Annotated in this window: 18 protein-coding genes; 5 read left to right on the top strand and 13 right to left on the bottom strand. The window is 44.2% G+C overall.

All coding sequences use genetic code 11. The features are described 5' to 3' along the window. Window positions 1-42: 42 nt before the first annotated feature. Genes AC3E9V_RS25520 through AC3E9V_RS25485 form a run of 8 tightly spaced genes read right to left on the bottom strand, consistent with a single transcriptional unit; the run spans window position 43 to window position 4,989 of the window. Window positions 43-657 (bottom strand): LysE family translocator, encoded by a 615-nt coding sequence (locus AC3E9V_RS25520; RefSeq protein ID WP_488751004.1) that lies wholly within the window; start codon window positions 655-657, stop codon window positions 43-45. Then, complete coding sequence (locus tag AC3E9V_RS25515) at window positions 654-1,703, bottom strand: ATP-grasp domain-containing protein (protein ID WP_488751003.1); 1,050 nt, start codon at window positions 1,701-1,703, stop codon at window positions 654-656. Before AC3E9V_RS25515 ends, AC3E9V_RS25520 begins: the two co-directional genes overlap by 4 nt. Beyond that, window positions 1,703-2,218, bottom strand: coding sequence for a DinB family protein (locus AC3E9V_RS25510; RefSeq protein ID WP_488751002.1), 516 nt, complete (start codon window positions 2,216-2,218; stop codon window positions 1,703-1,705). The genes AC3E9V_RS25515 and AC3E9V_RS25510 overlap by 1 nt, the downstream gene beginning before the upstream one ends. Before the next feature lie 20 nt (window positions 2,219-2,238). After that, window positions 2,239-2,676 carry a YHS domain-containing (seleno)protein gene (locus AC3E9V_RS25505; RefSeq protein ID WP_488751001.1) on the bottom strand — a complete coding sequence of 146 codons (438 nt, stop codon included), beginning with the start codon at window positions 2,674-2,676 and terminating at the stop codon, window positions 2,239-2,241. Between the two features lie 58 nt (window positions 2,677-2,734). Further along, on the bottom strand, window positions 2,735-3,211 hold the full coding sequence (locus tag AC3E9V_RS25500; protein WP_488751000.1) for a regulatory protein RecX: 477 nt from the start codon (window positions 3,209-3,211) through the stop codon (window positions 2,735-2,737). Between the two features lie 7 nt (window positions 3,212-3,218). Continuing rightward, complete coding sequence (locus AC3E9V_RS25495) at window positions 3,219-3,692, bottom strand: YcxB family protein (RefSeq protein ID WP_488750999.1); 474 nt, start codon at window positions 3,690-3,692, stop codon at window positions 3,219-3,221. After that, window positions 3,693-4,550 carry a carboxylating nicotinate-nucleotide diphosphorylase gene (gene nadC / locus AC3E9V_RS25490; protein WP_488750998.1) on the bottom strand — a complete coding sequence of 286 codons (858 nt, stop codon included), beginning with the start codon at window positions 4,548-4,550 and terminating at the stop codon, window positions 3,693-3,695. A gap of 52 nt (window positions 4,551-4,602) precedes the next feature. Continuing rightward, entirely contained in the window at window positions 4,603-4,989 is a 387-nt protein-coding gene (locus AC3E9V_RS25485) for a DUF4783 domain-containing protein (protein ID WP_488750997.1), read from the bottom strand. A 99-nt stretch (window positions 4,990-5,088) separates the two neighbouring features. On the opposite strand from AC3E9V_RS25485, the gene gpmI reads away from it, so the two are divergent. From gpmI to AC3E9V_RS25470, 3 genes are read left to right on the top strand one after another with little or no spacing between them, the layout of a single operon-like run. Beyond that, window positions 5,089-6,606 (top strand): 2,3-bisphosphoglycerate-independent phosphoglycerate mutase, encoded by a 1,518-nt coding sequence (gpmI, locus tag AC3E9V_RS25480; protein ID WP_488750996.1) that lies wholly within the window; start codon window positions 5,089-5,091, stop codon window positions 6,604-6,606. Window position 6,607: 1 nt separating this feature from the next. Then, the gene (locus AC3E9V_RS25475; RefSeq protein WP_488750995.1) at window positions 6,608-7,165 is read left to right on the top strand and encodes a hypothetical protein; all 558 of its coding nucleotides are present in this window, start codon (window positions 6,608-6,610) and stop codon (window positions 7,163-7,165) included. Next, on the top strand, window positions 7,158-8,933 hold the full coding sequence (locus tag AC3E9V_RS25470) for an ABC transporter ATP-binding protein (protein WP_488750994.1): 1,776 nt from the start codon (window positions 7,158-7,160) through the stop codon (window positions 8,931-8,933). The genes AC3E9V_RS25475 and AC3E9V_RS25470 overlap by 8 nt, the downstream gene beginning before the upstream one ends. A gap of 15 nt (window positions 8,934-8,948) precedes the next feature. On the opposite strand, the gene corA is transcribed toward AC3E9V_RS25470, so the two are convergent. Both corA and AC3E9V_RS25460 read right to left on the bottom strand, forming a co-directional pair. After that, window positions 8,949-10,076, bottom strand: a complete 1,128-nt coding sequence (gene corA / locus AC3E9V_RS25465) for a magnesium/cobalt transporter CorA (RefSeq protein ID WP_488750993.1) — start codon at window positions 10,074-10,076, stop codon at window positions 8,949-8,951. Next, on the bottom strand, window positions 10,073-10,300 hold the full coding sequence (locus AC3E9V_RS25460; protein ID WP_488750992.1) for a hypothetical protein: 228 nt from the start codon (window positions 10,298-10,300) through the stop codon (window positions 10,073-10,075). Before AC3E9V_RS25460 ends, corA begins: the two co-directional genes overlap by 4 nt. Before the next feature lie 176 nt (window positions 10,301-10,476). On the opposite strand from AC3E9V_RS25460, the gene AC3E9V_RS25455 reads away from it, so the two are divergent. Then, the gene (locus AC3E9V_RS25455) at window positions 10,477-11,481 is read left to right on the top strand and encodes a TerC family protein (RefSeq protein WP_488750991.1); all 1,005 of its coding nucleotides are present in this window, start codon (window positions 10,477-10,479) and stop codon (window positions 11,479-11,481) included. Window positions 11,482-11,530: 49 nt separating this feature from the next. On the opposite strand, the gene purE is transcribed toward AC3E9V_RS25455, so the two are convergent. Together purE and AC3E9V_RS25445 are read right to left on the bottom strand one after the other, a co-directional pair. Further along, the gene (gene purE, locus AC3E9V_RS25450) at window positions 11,531-12,058 is read right to left on the bottom strand and encodes a 5-(carboxyamino)imidazole ribonucleotide mutase (protein ID WP_488750990.1); all 528 of its coding nucleotides are present in this window, start codon (window positions 12,056-12,058) and stop codon (window positions 11,531-11,533) included. Beyond that, entirely contained in the window at window positions 12,055-13,194 is a 1,140-nt protein-coding gene (locus AC3E9V_RS25445; RefSeq protein ID WP_488750989.1) for a 5-(carboxyamino)imidazole ribonucleotide synthase, read from the bottom strand. Before AC3E9V_RS25445 ends, purE begins: the two co-directional genes overlap by 4 nt. Between AC3E9V_RS25445 and AC3E9V_RS25440 the strand changes: the two genes are divergently transcribed. Further along, window positions 13,181-13,396 carry a hypothetical protein gene (locus AC3E9V_RS25440; protein ID WP_488750988.1) on the top strand — a complete coding sequence of 72 codons (216 nt, stop codon included), beginning with the start codon at window positions 13,181-13,183 and terminating at the stop codon, window positions 13,394-13,396. The two genes, AC3E9V_RS25445 and AC3E9V_RS25440, sit on opposite strands and share 14 nt — an antisense overlap. A 44-nt stretch (window positions 13,397-13,440) precedes the next feature. Here the strand turns inward: AC3E9V_RS25440 and AC3E9V_RS25435 are convergent, their stop codons facing one another. Then, entirely contained in the window at window positions 13,441-15,861 is a 2,421-nt protein-coding gene (locus AC3E9V_RS25435; RefSeq protein ID WP_488750987.1) for a bifunctional UDP-N-acetylmuramoyl-tripeptide:D-alanyl-D-alanine ligase/alanine racemase, read from the bottom strand.

Genomic DNA, 15,861 nt, shown 5'->3' with positions numbered 1-15,861 from the left:
GGCCTTTCCGGTTTTAACTAAAACCTTTTCAGGCAGGACTAATCACAAATACCAGTCAACTAAATTGTATACCCCCAATCCAATAAAGATCAGGCCCGGGACCTTGTGGACCAGGAACTGATTATCAGCAATGCTCGTAAACCGGCCGCCAAGCCTCCGTACAGTGAGTAAAAGCGCGAAAGTGCCTGTAGAAATACCGATCAGATACATCCAGAATTGCATACCGGATAGCTCGATCAGCCGGTGATTTTGCAAGTAGGCCGTTACTGCGAGCCAGAACGGGATGGTTAGCGGATTCAGGACACCCAGCACCACGCCTCTTTTAAAGCCACTTCGTCCTCTCATATTTTGTTTTGTGAGAAATGATTTGGAGCTGGTTTTCGAAAACATGTTGACAATACCCAGCGCGATCATTGCCACAGCAGTGATGATCTGAAAATTTTCGGTGAAAGCGGGCCGCTCACTCAAAAAGATCTGAAAGCGGACCGTTATGCCTGCATAAACAAACTCTGTAGCCGAAGCTGCAAGAGCAAAAAAGAAAGCCGCTCGCAGGTGGTTTTGGACACTGAGCTGCATGGTGGTCATGTTGATCGTTCCGGGAGGGATGGAGCCCAGATAGCTTACTACAAATGCTATGATCAGTACCTGATAGGTCATAGGCTGTTTTTGATCAGTCGGTTATGCGTGCGGATCATTTTCAGCTTTTTTAGGCCGGCTGAAAAAGACCAGTAAACATGCCCAAGTTTTTTATTGGCTCTGCTAATTTGAGCCAAAACCTTTAAATGCCAAAAAATTGCCTGATATCCTTTCCACAAAGAGTAACCCGGCTGGTAGATATGACCGGGTTCTGCCCCGGCTCCATTGAGTTCGAGGATCTTAAAATTTTTAAGCTGTTTCAGGTCATCCCAGGACTCACATCGCAGATCAAAACGCCCAAAATGAAATCCTGTGATCTGGTCGGCAATTTGATCAAATGCTTTGGTTAGAGTTTCGTCTGCCTTTGGCGTTTGGTTCAGGAAGGTAGTACCCCTGCAGTGATTGCCGATTCCTTCTACAAGGATCTTTTCACCTTTTCCGGGCCTCTCCTCCATTATTGCCTTAAACCGGCAGTGCTCAAAATCCAGCTGGAGTGCTGCTCTTGGGTTTTTTAGTAGTAGATCCCGAACGTTTTGCTTTCCGTCCCCTATCACGTGGAGAAAATCCTTCTGAACGATAGAGGTAATCTGCCCTGATTTTTCACCGGGGAATCGAACGTAAAACAACCCCAGCTCGATCGGGTAGTCTACAAATTCCTGCATGAGAAAAGCCACGGGACATTTTTTCACATAGTTAAGCAGAGCTTCTCCATTGCTGATCTTTTCCACCAGGTTGCCGCGTTCACCCACATCAGGTTTGACGATCAGCGGATAACCGGTTTTTTCAGCAAACTTCAGAGCCTGTGTCGCTTCATTTGGCTGGATCAGCTTGTACTTCGGGATGTATTTGTCCGGAAGGAGCTTAAAAATGTCTGATTTACTCTCTCCGAGCATGCCACCAAAATCTATGGTCGGGTTAGACGCTGTGAAAAAGAAAAAGGACCGACACCTGATGGACAGCCAGGTGTAATAGAAGTAAACAGGAAAATAAAGGACATTAAAAGGCCAAAATTCCCAGTTTGTCAGCCTCATCCAAAATTTTCTAAAGGCAGAGACCTTTTTGGTCATCAGGCGCCTTTTTGTTTTTGGTACCTTACTGTAGAGCTTGCTACACCAAAGTGATCAGCCAGCTGCACTTCAGGAAATGTGGTGCTCACACCGATTTTAATTAGTGCCATGTGGTGAATGGCATGCTCGATGTTGTAAGCCAGCTCACGATAGAAAGTAGAAGGAATTTGCACAACCTCTTCTTTGTCAATCTCATAATTGGCTTCCAGTGTGAGGGGCAGGTCCATATTTTCTACATCGTGGGCTAAAAAATCCGTTATTGAAGCGATGATGCTTCTGGCCAGGCCGGTTTCCTGCTCGATGAACTGATCATGCTTTCGGTTGTCATAATTAAGCTTTTGATCGTTGCGAGCATCGATCAGACAAATAAAAAATTCGAGCGTATGGCGCACGTGCTGACCAATGCTGGCGCGGCTCAAGGTACTGATCGGTTGTTGATATTGAGCGTCTGTGAGTTGCGACACGACCTCATCGAGCTGATCTAGTAGGTTAGTGGCTGACTTCTGTAATGACATAATCCTTAAAAATAATACTTCTATTTGTCTGTCGACCAAATTTTTTCCCAGTTTTTATCAGCCTGTTGTTTGAGTTGTGTTTCGTTTTTGTTCCAGGACACCAGCGTGTTATTGATCCACGAATTGTAAAAAAGATATAATCTGCCGTCTATCAGCTTAAATGTTTCAGGATCTACTTCCACCTTTTCCCCGGAATCTCCCATGGCGTAGGCACAGTATCCACCGTATTCCGGGATATACTTTTCCGGGTTTGACCTAAAGGTGCTCAGGTTTTTTTCCGATGAGAAATAGAAGGTGGCTCCCTGGTAGCGGAAGGCATTTTCTTTATCCCCCTCTTTTGGCTCTCCCTGAAAATAACTTACAGGGTCATACCCCTCTATTGCTACTCCCTTACTGTCAATGTTCCAGTTTCCATCCTGCCAGGACAGAAACGATGAAATGAGAAAAACGATAAACATGATACTAATTACGCAATTCCGGGGCTATGAGATAAAAATCTGGCTGGAAAACAAGCTTTTAGTGTTGTGCAGCAGACACTTGGTTTATTGTTTCCCAGACAAGGTCTGTCTCAAAGCCTTTCCTGATCAGGTATGCGGCGATCTTGTTTTTTCTTTTCCATAGATCTTCCTCTTTTTCCAGGGATTCCCATTTTTTGGAAGCCAATTTCCGAAGGGTTTCTTCATAAGAAGCTGGATCAATGTAATTGAGCCCTTTATTTACTACATGATCAGGTATCCCGTATTTGTTAAGCTCCATGCGGATCCTGTTTTTTCCCCACTGGTTGAAAGAGAACTTATCATGACAAAATGCCCGGCAAAACCTGGCTTCATCTATGAATTTTTCTTCAATCAACTCAGCTAAAACGGCCTGTGCTTTTTCTTCGCTCAGATCCCACGAGAGCAGCTTATCTAAAACCTGCTTTGGAGCCCGCTCCCTGTAAGAGCAGTATTTGGCAGCTTTGGCTTTTGCTTGCTTTAAAAAACCATCGCTCATCCCAGACTTACTTGATGTATCCCTTGCGCTTTAGCACGGTTTCTACAAATCGGATCTCATTGTCATTGTTGAAGATCTTGAATGGAAAATAAAGCAGCTGTGCTTTACTGGCGAAAAGAATAAAATGATCTTTTCCTTTTTTCGCTCTTTTGATCTGATCCCACTTCATAGGCATGCCCTGCTTGGGGTTTAGCTTTAGCAGGATCTGCTGGCTGCTGATCTCATAAGACATCTTCTGAAACATAAACTTGCCCTGCTCCAGCTGTGTGACTCCAGCGAACTGGATCAGCCAAAACAACAGGTATAAAGCCAACCCTATGGATGCGCCAATGATCCACCACGCATTAGGGATCCATAAATACCCGCCACAAATGGCCAGGTAAATCACAAAAACCCACCATTGCTGTTTGAGCACTGCGGCGAATGCATTTTTGATGTAGATTTTAGTTGGCAGTTGATATTTTTTAGTACGTACAATCATTTAAATCGCTTTTAAGCTAATGTCCAAACTTTTATATGAGTGAGTAAGCGCTCCTACCGAAATAAAATCTACTCCGGTTTCAGCGATTTCCCCGATATTTTTTTCATTAATTCCTCCTGAGGCTTCGGTTTCCATCCTTCCGCCTATCCTTCTGATAGCTTCCCTGATGTCAGAGGGAAGCATGTTATCCAGCATGACCCGGTGAACTCCTCCTACCTGCAGTACCTCATCCAGCTCTGTAAGGTTCCGGACTTCAATCTCAATTTTCAGGTCCAGGTTATTTTTTTTCAGATATTTCTGAGTGGAAGTAACAGCTTCCGTAATGCCACCGGCATAATCCACATGGTTGTCTTTTAGCATGACCATGTCATAGAGACCGAAGCGATGATTGGCTCCTCCACCTATCAATACAGCCCATTTTTCCGGCAGTCTGAAATTGGGCGTAGTTTTCCGGGTATCAAGCAGGCGGGATCGATATCCTTTTATAAGCTGACCCAGGCGATTGGCATAAGTGGCAATACCACTCATGCGTTGCAGACAGTTGAGTACCAGTCGTTCAGCACTCAGTATAGACTGTGCATTTCCTGACACATAAAACCCGATCTCACCATTAGAGACATAGTCTCCGTCTTTTTTGTGAAACTCAAGTTCTATGGTTTTATCTACATAATGAAAAATGCGTTCAGCCAATGTAAGCCCCGCGATAATGCCATCATCTTTAATCAGGAGCTTTGCATTACTACGTTGGTCATCAGGGATGGAGCCAAGAGAACTATGGTCTCCATCACCAATATCTTCTGCCAGCGCAGTCTTAATAAAGTACCTGATGTTTCGCTCTGTTAGATAAGGGGCCTGCATAAGAGCGCAAAATTAGGAAAGCCAGCCATTTTTGGCCGCTATTTGCTGACAATTATTCTCGGCTGAAGTTGATCGTATCGATTTTCAGGTTGCCGTTTACCTTTTTGATGACCATAACTACCCGGTAGCTCCCCTCATCCAGCTTATAGGTACCTATTGTATACTTCAGCCCTTCAGGTGATGATCCCTGGTGTATGTAGTCAAAACCTTTGGGAGGATTTTTTAAAAAGAAATCACGAAGCACTACTTCCGCCTGCGAAATGCTGTAATTAGAGCTTTTTCCGTCCAGCTTGATCTCAATGTTATTGTTGCAGTATTTGATCAACTCTTTAGAACTACCCGCTCGCATGGCTGTACTGATATTTTCTAAAATGGAGGGCTGACCCTGCAATGTAAAAGCCAGTGTAAGTGTGCTAATGAGAATAGTCAGATTCTTCATACTTTAAAGCTATCGAAAATTATGCCACAAATCTAAAATCATGGATTATTAACGTGAAAATCAATTACACCCTTTGGATATCGCTGCTATATTTGCCATATGAATAAGAAAGTAATACTAATGATACTGGACGGCTGGGGAATTGCTACAGATAAAAACGTCTCAGCTATAGATAAAGCGAATACACCTTTTGTAGATAGTCTCTACCCTAAATATCCTAATAGCACGCTGGAGGCTTCGGGAATGGCCGTAGGTCTGCCTGACGGTCAGATGGGTAACTCTGAGGTAGGTCACATGAATATCGGGGCAGGCAGAGTGGTTTATCAGGACCTGGTAAAGATTAATAATGCAGCAGAAGATGGCAGCCTGGCAAAAGAGCAAGAGCTGGTAGCGGCTTTTGAGTATGCGAAAAAGAACAACAAAAACATTCATTTCATTGGGCTGGTGTCAGATGGAGGAGTGCATTCCCATATCAAACATCTGAAGGGGCTTATCTCAGCTGCTAAAGCCAACGATTGCTCCAATGTTTTTGTCCATGCGTTTACCGATGGTCGGGATTGTGATCCGAAAAGCGGGAAAAGCTTCATCGATGAGTTACAGAAGCATATGGATGAAACCACCGGCAAGATTGCATCAATTACCGGTCGGTACTATGCGATGGACCGGGACAAGCGGTGGGAACGTGTAAAGCTGGCTTATGATGCTCTGGTGAAAGGAGAAGGCAAAAAAGCAGACGACCTGTCTGCAGCCATGCAGGAGTCGTATGACGCAGATGTGACGGACGAATTTATAAAACCGATCATCCATACGGAAAATGATGCGCCGGTTGCTACGGTTCAGGAAGGTGATGTGGTCATGTGCTTCAATTTCCGCACTGACCGGGGGCGTGAGATCACCCAGGTATTGACCCAGGAGGATTTTCCGGATCATGGAATGAAGAAACTGGATCTGTACTATCTCACCATGACCAACTATGATGATACATTCAAAGGTGTCAAAGTAGTTTTTGATAAAGAAAACCTGAAGCAGACACTGGGAGAAGTGCTGGAAGCCAATAATAAGAGACAGATCAGAATCGCGGAAACAGAGAAATATCCACATGTAACTTTTTTCTTCTCCGGCGGCCGTGAGACTGAATTTAAGGGAGAAAAAAGGATACTTTGTCCTTCACCGAAAGTGGCTACTTATGATCTGCAACCGGAGATGAGCGCTAATGATATCAAGGATGCGATCATTCCTGAGCTGGAAAAAGGAGAAGTAGATTTTGTATGCCTCAATTTTGCCAATCCGGATATGGTAGGTCACACCGGGGTTTTTGAGGCGGCAGTTAAAGCCTGCGAAACAGTAGATACATGTGCCAGAGAAGTTGTAGAAACCGCATTGGAGCATGGCTACACCAGTATCATCATTGCTGATCACGGTAACTCCGATATGATGATTAACCCTGACGGAACTCCAAACACAGCGCATACCACTAATCTTGTGCCATTTATCGTAGTGGATAAGGAGTGGCAAGGTGGGCTGAAACCAGGAAAACTCGGCGATCTGGCTCCAACCATTTTGAAATTGATGGGCATCCAAAAGCCAGCAGAAATGACCGGTGAGGAACTACTCTGAGATGAATAGACTAGTTAGTTGCTTAATTATAAGTGTACTGTTGTGGTCCTGTGAGAAAAACAGGGGGGCCGCTGAAGAGCTCAATGTTTATTTTGACCTGGATTCCATCCTGGATGCCCAGGTCATCATTTTGAGTGAACGTGGTGTACCTGTCACGAAAACGGTAATTATGGATGGGGAGGTAGAGACTCAAACCCAACCATTGGATAGTTTGGGTTGGGAAGATGAGTTTGCTATCATTCGGGATTTTGACCTGAATCAACCTTATAATGTTGGGGCTTATAAAACGTCTGAAACGGAAGGTGGTACCTATTATGAGCTTTCTGACAAAACCCTGGATGCTCCGGTGAGGTATTTCACTGTGGAAAGAGCCGATAATGTGCTGGAGATTGTTAGTGAATATTTTGAAGACAGAACCATTTATCAGCACCGAAGAAAGCTGCAGCTGATATTAGAGAATGGTCTTTTGAAATCATATGAAATTAGCGGGTTTCAAAAAATGGTGCTTAAAGATACGATCCGTTACCGGATCAAAGGTGAAGTGAGAATTGATGAGTAAATCCAACCAGAAAAAGCTCAACCGGGAAAATATCAGGAACCTGTGGGGCATTTTCAGCTATGTCTGGCCGTATAAAGCTTCATTTATTACCGGCCTTATTTTGCTGTTTATATCCAGTAGCATATTTATGGTTTTTCCGTATGTTTCGGGAAAGTTGATAGACATTGCCTCCGGTAAAGAAGACTGGTTTATTGACAATATCGGAAAAGCGGCCTTGCTGCTATTGGGTGTTTTGTTTTTTCAGAGCATTGTTTCTTTTTTCAGAGTAGTGCTGTTTGCTCGAGTCACCGAAAATGCCATGGCCAATATCCGGACGGAACTGTACCAACGGATGATCACATTGCCCCTGACATTTTTTGATAAAAACCGGGCCGGAGAGCTGATCAGCCGGATAAGCAATGATGTGTCTATCCTGCAAAATGCTTTATCCGTAACTCTGGCTGAGCTTATCCGTCAGACCATTATTCTTATTGTTGGGGTTTCATTGATCTTTATCACAGCTCCTTCCCTGAGTGTGTTTATGCTGGCTACCTTCCCTGTCATTATTGTATTAGCAATGTTTTTTGGGAAGTTTATCAGAAGGCTCTCACGGAAAACCCAGGACCAGCTGGCTTCTGCAAATATCATTGTGGAGGAAACCATCCAGAGTATCCATTCTGTTAAGTCATTTACTTCAGAGCTATTTGAGATCGCCAGGTACAAGGGTTCTATGAGAAAAGTGGTAAAAACAGCATTGAGTGTGGCAAACTACCGCGCTGCTTTTATCTCATTTATCATTTTTATGCTTTTTGGTGGGCTGGTAGCCATCATGTGGTATGGAGCCCGGTTGGTACAGGCCGGCGATATGACAGTGGGAGATCTTATCACTTTCATTTTGTATACCACTTTTATCGGAGCATCCATTGCCGGTTTGGGCGATCTCTTTGGTCAGATTCAGAAAGCGGTAGGCGCTTCTGAGCGTATCCTGGAAATTCAGCGAGAAGCACCGGAGTGGGATTCGGAAAGTCCGGTTAATACCCATAAGCGACTCGACGGAGATATAATATTCTCAGATGTCCATTTCTCATACCCCACCAGGAAGGAGTTAGCTGTGCTCAATGGGATCAGCTTTCATGTCAATCAGGGAGAGAAAATCGCGTTGGTAGGTCACAGTGGAGCGGGCAAGTCTACCATAGTGCAGCTTCTGATGCATTTTTACCCGGTTGCAAGCGGGGAGGTTACAGTTGGCGGAAAATCTGTGGACGAGATTGCGTTGCAGGATCTGCGATCCAACATCGGGATTGTGCCGCAGGAAGTGATCCTGTTTGGTGGATCTATCGCCGAAAACATTCGATATGGTCGTCCGGATGCTTCTGATGATGAAGTGAAGGAAGCCGCAAAGCAAGCCAATGCCCTGGAGTTTATAGAGTCTTTTCCTGAAGGGTTTGATACACTGGTGGGTGAGCGAGGTGTGAAACTTTCAGGAGGTCAGCGTCAGCGTATTGCCATAGCTCGTGCAGTGCTGAAAGACCCTACCATCCTTGTGCTGGATGAAGCGACCAGCTCCCTGGATGCAGAATCAGAAAATTTAGTACAGCAAGCGCTGAATAAACTAATGAAGGGACGAACTACCATTATCATAGCTCACCGGCTGGCTACAATACGCTCAGTGGACAGGATTTACGTTTTGGAGCAGGGCCAGATTGCTGAGTCAGGTTCGCATCAGGAGCTATTGGATCATGGAGGGGCTTACAAGAATTTCATCGAGCTTCAGCTTGAATCCAGCTAGTTACGAATCATCACACTAGAGCCATCTTTTTGTTTTCATGTAAATGACCATGATAACTGTAACTATGCCTATGAGTGTGTAAAAGCCCGTTGGGTAGCTTATTTGCCAGCCGAGCTCAGGCATATGCTCGAAATTCATCCCGTAAATTCCGGCTATGAATGTTAATGGGATGAAAATGGTAGCCATCATTGTAAGAACCTTCATTACTTCATTCATCTTCATGCTTAGCTGGGAGAGATAAAGGTCCATGACACTGGTGAGGATTTCCCGGTATGTATCCAGGTTTTCTACCACCTGTACGGCGTGATCGTGCGAATCACGGAGAAACATCAGGGTACTTTCCTGAAAAAAGTCTGAATATTGATTGGCGAGATTATTTACAACATCACGTACGGGGTACATATACCTGCGAAGCTGGATCAGGTCTCTTCGGACTACCTGAATGTTTTTCAATTCGATACGTTCCGGTTTCCTGACAACCACTTCTTCCAGCCGCTCAATTTTCTTCCACATTTCATCGAGTGTTTCATAATAGAAGTCAATGATAATGTCCAGAAGCATGTAGCCCAGGTAATCAGCACCTCTTTTTCGTGCTCTTCCTTTACCGTTCTTTAAGCGATTACGGATGTCATTGAAAACGTCTCCGGGTTTTTCCTGGAAACATATCACGAAGTTTTTATGGAGGATCAGGCTCACCTGCTCTATATCAATCATGTTTACCTTTTCTATATGATTGATCATTTTCAATGACAGGTACAGATGCTCATCAAACTCCTCGATTTTGGGTCTTTGATGGGTATCCAGGATGTCTTCAAGTGTGAGGGGATGCAATCCCATTAGTTCACCGATCCTGGCTATGGCATCTACGTCGTGGAGTCCCTGGATATTGATCCAGGAAACGGAGTTGGAGTGATTGTATTTCTCGAGCTCATTTACGTCTGTTATTTCTACTTCATTGATGGATTCATCTGTGTAGTCTATTACTTCGATCTTTACCTTGTCAGCATAAACTTTACCCGTGTAAATGAGGCTCCCCGGCGCCAGACCTGTTTTTGGGCGCTTCCTGCTAAAGGAAATCGGGCTGTACTTAATGGGATTGTATTTTCGGAGGTCTACTTTTTTCAGATCTATTTTAGGGGTCATGCAAATACTTCTTCAGGCTCTTTATTTTTCACACGGGGATCGTCAGGAAGACAAACCCCTGGCGGCAAATCTATATCAGGTGGATTCAAAATGGGCAGCCCTCCTTCATCATCTCCATCAGAGTCTCTTTTTCGGCGCTTTTTGGTCTCCCGGATAAAAATAATCGCCAGGAGGATACCATAAATAAAACCACAAAGAAGTAAATCTATGACAATGTTTTGCATAATTCGCTATAAACCTCTCACTTAAGATAAGCAAAAATTCCCGGAATTTGTTCATATACCCTGAATCGATTGCCGCACAGGCATCCAAAATTTTATTATTATGCAATATTTACTTATTTTGTCCCCTTGTCAGCTACTTCAGCTGCCAGGATAAACCGCCGATTGATCAATTCTATATGCTATTAAGTCTGTTAACTGGTGAAAATGAGGGCTTGCTCTTTGGAGTTTTTGGAGTAGTTATCATTGCCTTTCTTCTTGTGGATCTGGGAGTTTTTCATAAAGCTCACCATAAAGTTTCCCAAAGAGAAGCACTAATTCAAAGTTTATTTTGGGTTGGCGTTTCTATGATTTATGCCAGTCTTATTTATTTTTTTGGCGAAGGGGAGCAGGCTACTTTTGAATTTCTATCTGCATATGTTACAGAGAAAGCGCTTTCTATGGATAACATTTTTGTTATCCTGCTTATCCTAAAGTACTTTAATGTAAAGGAGGAATATTACCATAACATCCTTTTCTGGGGTATACTTGGTGCGATCGTTTTCCGGGCGATCTTCATTTTTGTGGGTGCCTTTCTGATCTCACAGTTTCACTGGATCCTGTATATCTTCGGCGCCTTTCTCATTTATTCAGGAATAAAGATCTTCAATGAGGATGAAGATATGGAGATTGAACCGGAGAAAAACCCGATTGTAAAGTGGTCACGAAAGATCTTTCCAATGACTGCTAATGATCGTGGCGGCAAATTCTGGATTAAGGAAAATGGCAAGAGGCTCTTTACACCCCTTTTTCTGGTCATTATTTTAATTGAATCTACTGACCTCATCTTTGCAGTAGACTCCATTCCTGCTGCTTTTGCAATCACCCAGAATGAGTTTGTGATTTATACTTCTAACATTTTTGCTGTAATGGGTCTCAGAGCGATGTTCTTCCTTTTAGCCAATGTGCTGGATAAGTTTTACCTATTGCAAAAGGGTCTGTCCCTGGTGCTGATCTTTATTGGGGTGAAGATGATGCTGGAAATGGAGATCATTCAGAAAGGTTTCGGTTATGTTTTTGGCGTAGAGCATGTACATATACCTATATTCCTCTCGTTTGGGGTGATCATTTTCGTGCTGGCTGCATCAATCTTTCTTTCTTTACTTTTCCCAAAAAAGCCGGAGTTGGTCAAAAGTGCGAAGTAGGCTTATCTGATATCTATGAGTACGGAGCTATAAATTACGCTTCAAGAAGTCAATTCTTAAATCCAATTTTAGTTCCCTTCCAACCTCTGTCCTCAAGCTCTTTTGCTGAGTCAAGTACTTTATTCTTGAGGGATTCCTTATAGCTGGCGATATTCTCATGAATTTTTTTATCAAAAGCGCCAATTATTTCTGCGGCAAGTATCCCGGCATTTTTGGCGCCATCCAGAGCCACCGTAGCTACTGGTATGCCTCCCGGCATTTGCAGAATGGAAAGTACAGAATCCCACCCATCTATAGAGTTTCGGGATTTTACGGGCACACCGATGACCGGAAGAGTGGTCAGTGAGGCTACCATGCCTGGCAGGTGAGCTGCACCCCCGGCTCCAGCAATGATCACTTTCAATCCCCTTTCAGCAGCTTTTTCAGCGTACTCAACCATCCGATGAGGAGTGCGGTGTGCAGAAACAACCGTGACTTCTATGGAAACGCCAAGTTCTTCTAAAATTTCGGCAGCCTCAGACATGACCGAAAGATCAGACTGGCTACCCATGATAATGCCTACTTGTGGTTTGCTCATGCGATTACTTTTAAGATCTCTTTTACCTTCAGGGCCTTTTCTTTTAGGGCAGATGTGCTTTCATCCGTTACGGTGATGTGCCCCATTTTTCGAAAAGGCTTAGTCAATTTTTTGCCGTATAAGTGTAAATGTACACCAGGAATGGAGAGCAACTCTTTCATTCCTTCATATTTTGCATGTCCGGTGTATCCGTCTTCTCCTAATACATTTACCATTGCTGCTGGTTTGATAAGATCAGTAGCTCCTAGTGGAAGGTTTAATATGGCTCTTAAGTGCTGCTCAAACTGCGAAGTAATGTTCGCTTCAATGGAGTGATGCCCGCTGTTATGTGTGCGGGGCGCTATTTCATTAACCAGCAGCTCGTCATCCCTGGTAAGGAACATTTCTACAGCCAACAGGCCAACCATATCCAGCTTTTTGATTACATCCTCCGCGAGATTGTAAGCTTTCTTTTCCACATCTTCAGAGACTTCTGCCGGGGCAAAGAGAAACTCTACGAGGTTTGCTTCCGGATGAAAAACCAGCTCTACAAGGGGAAAACAGGTTACTTCGCCGGATTCATTACGTGCTACAATTACGCTCAGTTCTTTTTTAAAATCCACCAGCTCCTCGAGGAGAGAGGGGGCTTCAAAGGCTTTGCCAAGGTCTGCTTCGGTACGGATAACCTGGACCCCTCTCCCGTCATATCCCTCCTTCCCCAGCTTATTTACTGCAGGCAAAAAGCTCTTATGCCGGGCAACTTCTTCCCTGCTTTCCGTAAGGATGAAATCTGCTGTGGGAATTCTGTTTGCCTTGTAAAATGTCTTTTGTTTGCGTTTATCCTGAATTAACTCAATGATTTCGGGTTGTGGAAACACCCGTTTACCCTGAGCTTTGAGGTCTTTCAGAGCTTGTGTGTTTACCGCCTCGATCTCGATGGTGAGCACATCCATGTCCTTCCCAAAATCCATTACCTCCTCATAATCCTTGATGTTTCCGGCACGAAACGTATCGGCTAATCGGGCACAGGGTGCGTTAGGGTCCGGATCCATCATATTGATCTCCAGGTTGAGGTCTATGGCTGACTGGATCATCATCCTGCCAAGCTGCCCGCCACCAAGCACTCCAATCTTCAGATCGGTTATGTCTTTCTCCATAGGCGCAAAAATAGAGGAAAGCAAGAAAACGCTTTTCTTCAGGGATCGTTTATCTCACTGTATGGATAAGAAAAAACTGGAAGAAGCCAATAAGAAGTTTGAAAAGCTTAAGAAGGCGAAAAAAGATAAAAAAAGTGAAGAGAAAACAGCAAGAGAAGGGATGGCAGGTAAAGACCTGAGAAAGAATCTGGGGTGTGGTTAGGTAAGCAGAAAGGTGAAAAAGTAGTGCCTCATTTATAAATGCATTCACTCACTCACAAAAACCCTTTTCACCCGCTGGCTTACATTGGTAAGGATCTCGTAGGGTATGGTGTTGGCCCATGTAGCCATGTCTACAATGGATGGGTCATCTCCAAAAACAACTACTTCATCTCCCTCCTTTACATGTAATCCGGTCACATCCACCATGGTCATATCCATACACACACTACCGATGGTTTTGGCTCGCTGGCCATTGATTATCACATAGGCGTTTCCATTGCTAAAGATTCGGGAGTAGCCGTCAGCATACCCAATGGCCAAGGTAGCGATAGACCCGTCTTTTTTGGCGATACCTTTTCTCGCGTACCCGATGGTATCTCCCTTTTTTACCTTTTTTACCTGCGAAATGTGTGTTTTCAACGTACTGATTGCTCTCAGTCCTTTGAGTGTTTCAGAGCTATCATATCCATATAAACCGATACCAAGCCTTACCATGTCAAACTGATACTGCGGCCACCGGGCAATCCCTGCGGAGTTGAGGGCATGAAGGATAGGCTGGTGGTCAAGAACTTCGAGCAGTCTATTGGCGATACGCTGAAACCTATCGGCCTGCTGCCTGGTATAGTGATCTTCCTTTTGATTATCTGAGCTGGAAAAATGGGTAAAGATCCCGTTGATTTTTAGCTGTGGGTTGGCCTGCAAAAGGGATAACAGCTCCGGCAGGTCTTCTTCTTCAAAACCCAGCCGATGCATTCCCGTTTCGATCTTGAGGTGGATCCCCGGCGGGCTTTGAGTATCGTCCAGGAGCTGCTTTAGCATAGCGATGCTATATATTTCCGGCTCCAGCTCAAAAGTCTCCAGTAAGGAAAAACTTCCGGGTTCCGGATTCATGATCATGATTGGAAGTGTGATCCCTTTTTTCCGTAATTCAATCGCTTCATCCAGATAAGCCACACCCAGATAGTCTGCCTTGTGGTATTGCAGGAGGTGAGCTATCTCATTTACACCTACTCCGTAAGCAAAGGCCTTGACCATCACCATAAGCTTTGTGGAAGGTTTCAGGAGGTTTCTGTAAGTATTCAGATTATGAGTAATTGCCTCAAAGTTTACTTCCAGTACGGTACCGTGGTTTTTTTCTTCCAGCAGGGTTACAACCTTTTCCAGACTGTAATCACGTGCACCTTTTACTAAAATGATTTCGTCATGAAACCCCGGATCGTTTTTCAAAAAGGCTTCGGTAGTGGGAAAGAAAAATGTCTCCATATCAAATAAAGAAGCCATGGATGAAATTTCCGGCCCGATACCAATTAGTCGTGTGATATCATGTTTTTTCAGCAGGTCGTTTACTTCTGTGTAAAGCGCCTTTTTGCTTTTTCCGGATTGGAGAATATCTGATAAGATGACCGACTTTTTTGCTTTTCGGGGCTGCTGCAGGAGGTAGTCGAGTGCAATATTTAAGCCCAGCAGGTCATTGTTGTAAGAATCATCCAGGATGTAGGTGTCGTTCACACCTCTTTTCAGCTCCAGCCGCATCGGGACGGGCTTGATTTTATCCAGGGCTTCCTGAATTTTCTCAGGGGCTTCTCCCAGCAGCAAGGCGGTGGTGATTGCATGGAAGATGTTTTCTATATCATATTGATTGGTGAAATGAAGATGGAAGAAGTGGGTTTCTTTTGCAAAATGAACCTCGTATGCGTTATTCGTTGGACAAAAGTTTACAGTAGCATCAGGATCGTTTATCTCCCAGGTTACTACTGCCGCGTCCGTTTCTTTTGTCAATGCTTCTACAATCGGCTTATGGGTTTTCCTGCAGACTACCTGATTGCAAGTGGTAAAGAGCCTTGCCTTTTCGATCACTTTTTCCTCAAGACTCGAAAACCCTTCAGCATGAGCTTCACCTATGTTTGTGAAAATGCCGATTGTTGGATTGATGATCTTTCGGAGGGCTTCCATTTCGCCTTTTCTTGAGATACCAGCCTCAAACACTCCAATTTCGTGGAGCTCATCCATTTGCCAGACGGAAACAGGTACGCCGATTTGTGAGTTATAGCTTTTAGGGCTTTTGAGGGTTTTCCATTGGTGTTCCAAAAGGGTAGAAAGCCATTCCTTTATGATGGTTTTTCCATTGCTGCCGGTTATGGCTACCACCGGTATTTTAAATCGCTCCCTGTGTTTTGCTGCCAGAAGCTGAAGGGCTTTCAGCGTGTCATTTACCAGGAGAATGGCGCTGTCCGGAAATTTTTGTGGGTTTACTTCCCGAGAAACGAGAAAATTGCGAATACCTTGCTGATGGAGGCTCTCTAAAAAGCGATGTCCGTCATTTTTTACTCCTTTTAAGGCAATGAAAAGCTCCGATTTGCTGCCTGTGGATTTCCTGGAGTCAAAATTGATCCTGGTGATCTCATTGTTTTCACCTTTGGCAAGGATAGAAGCGTTGATCAGACCGGCAATTTCCTGAATGCGCAT

The organism is Marinoscillum sp. HNIBRBA16962 (genome assembly GCF_057801515.1).
Note: the sequence above shows the minus strand (reverse complement) of the source record. Positions and strands in the feature narration are given on the sequence as shown.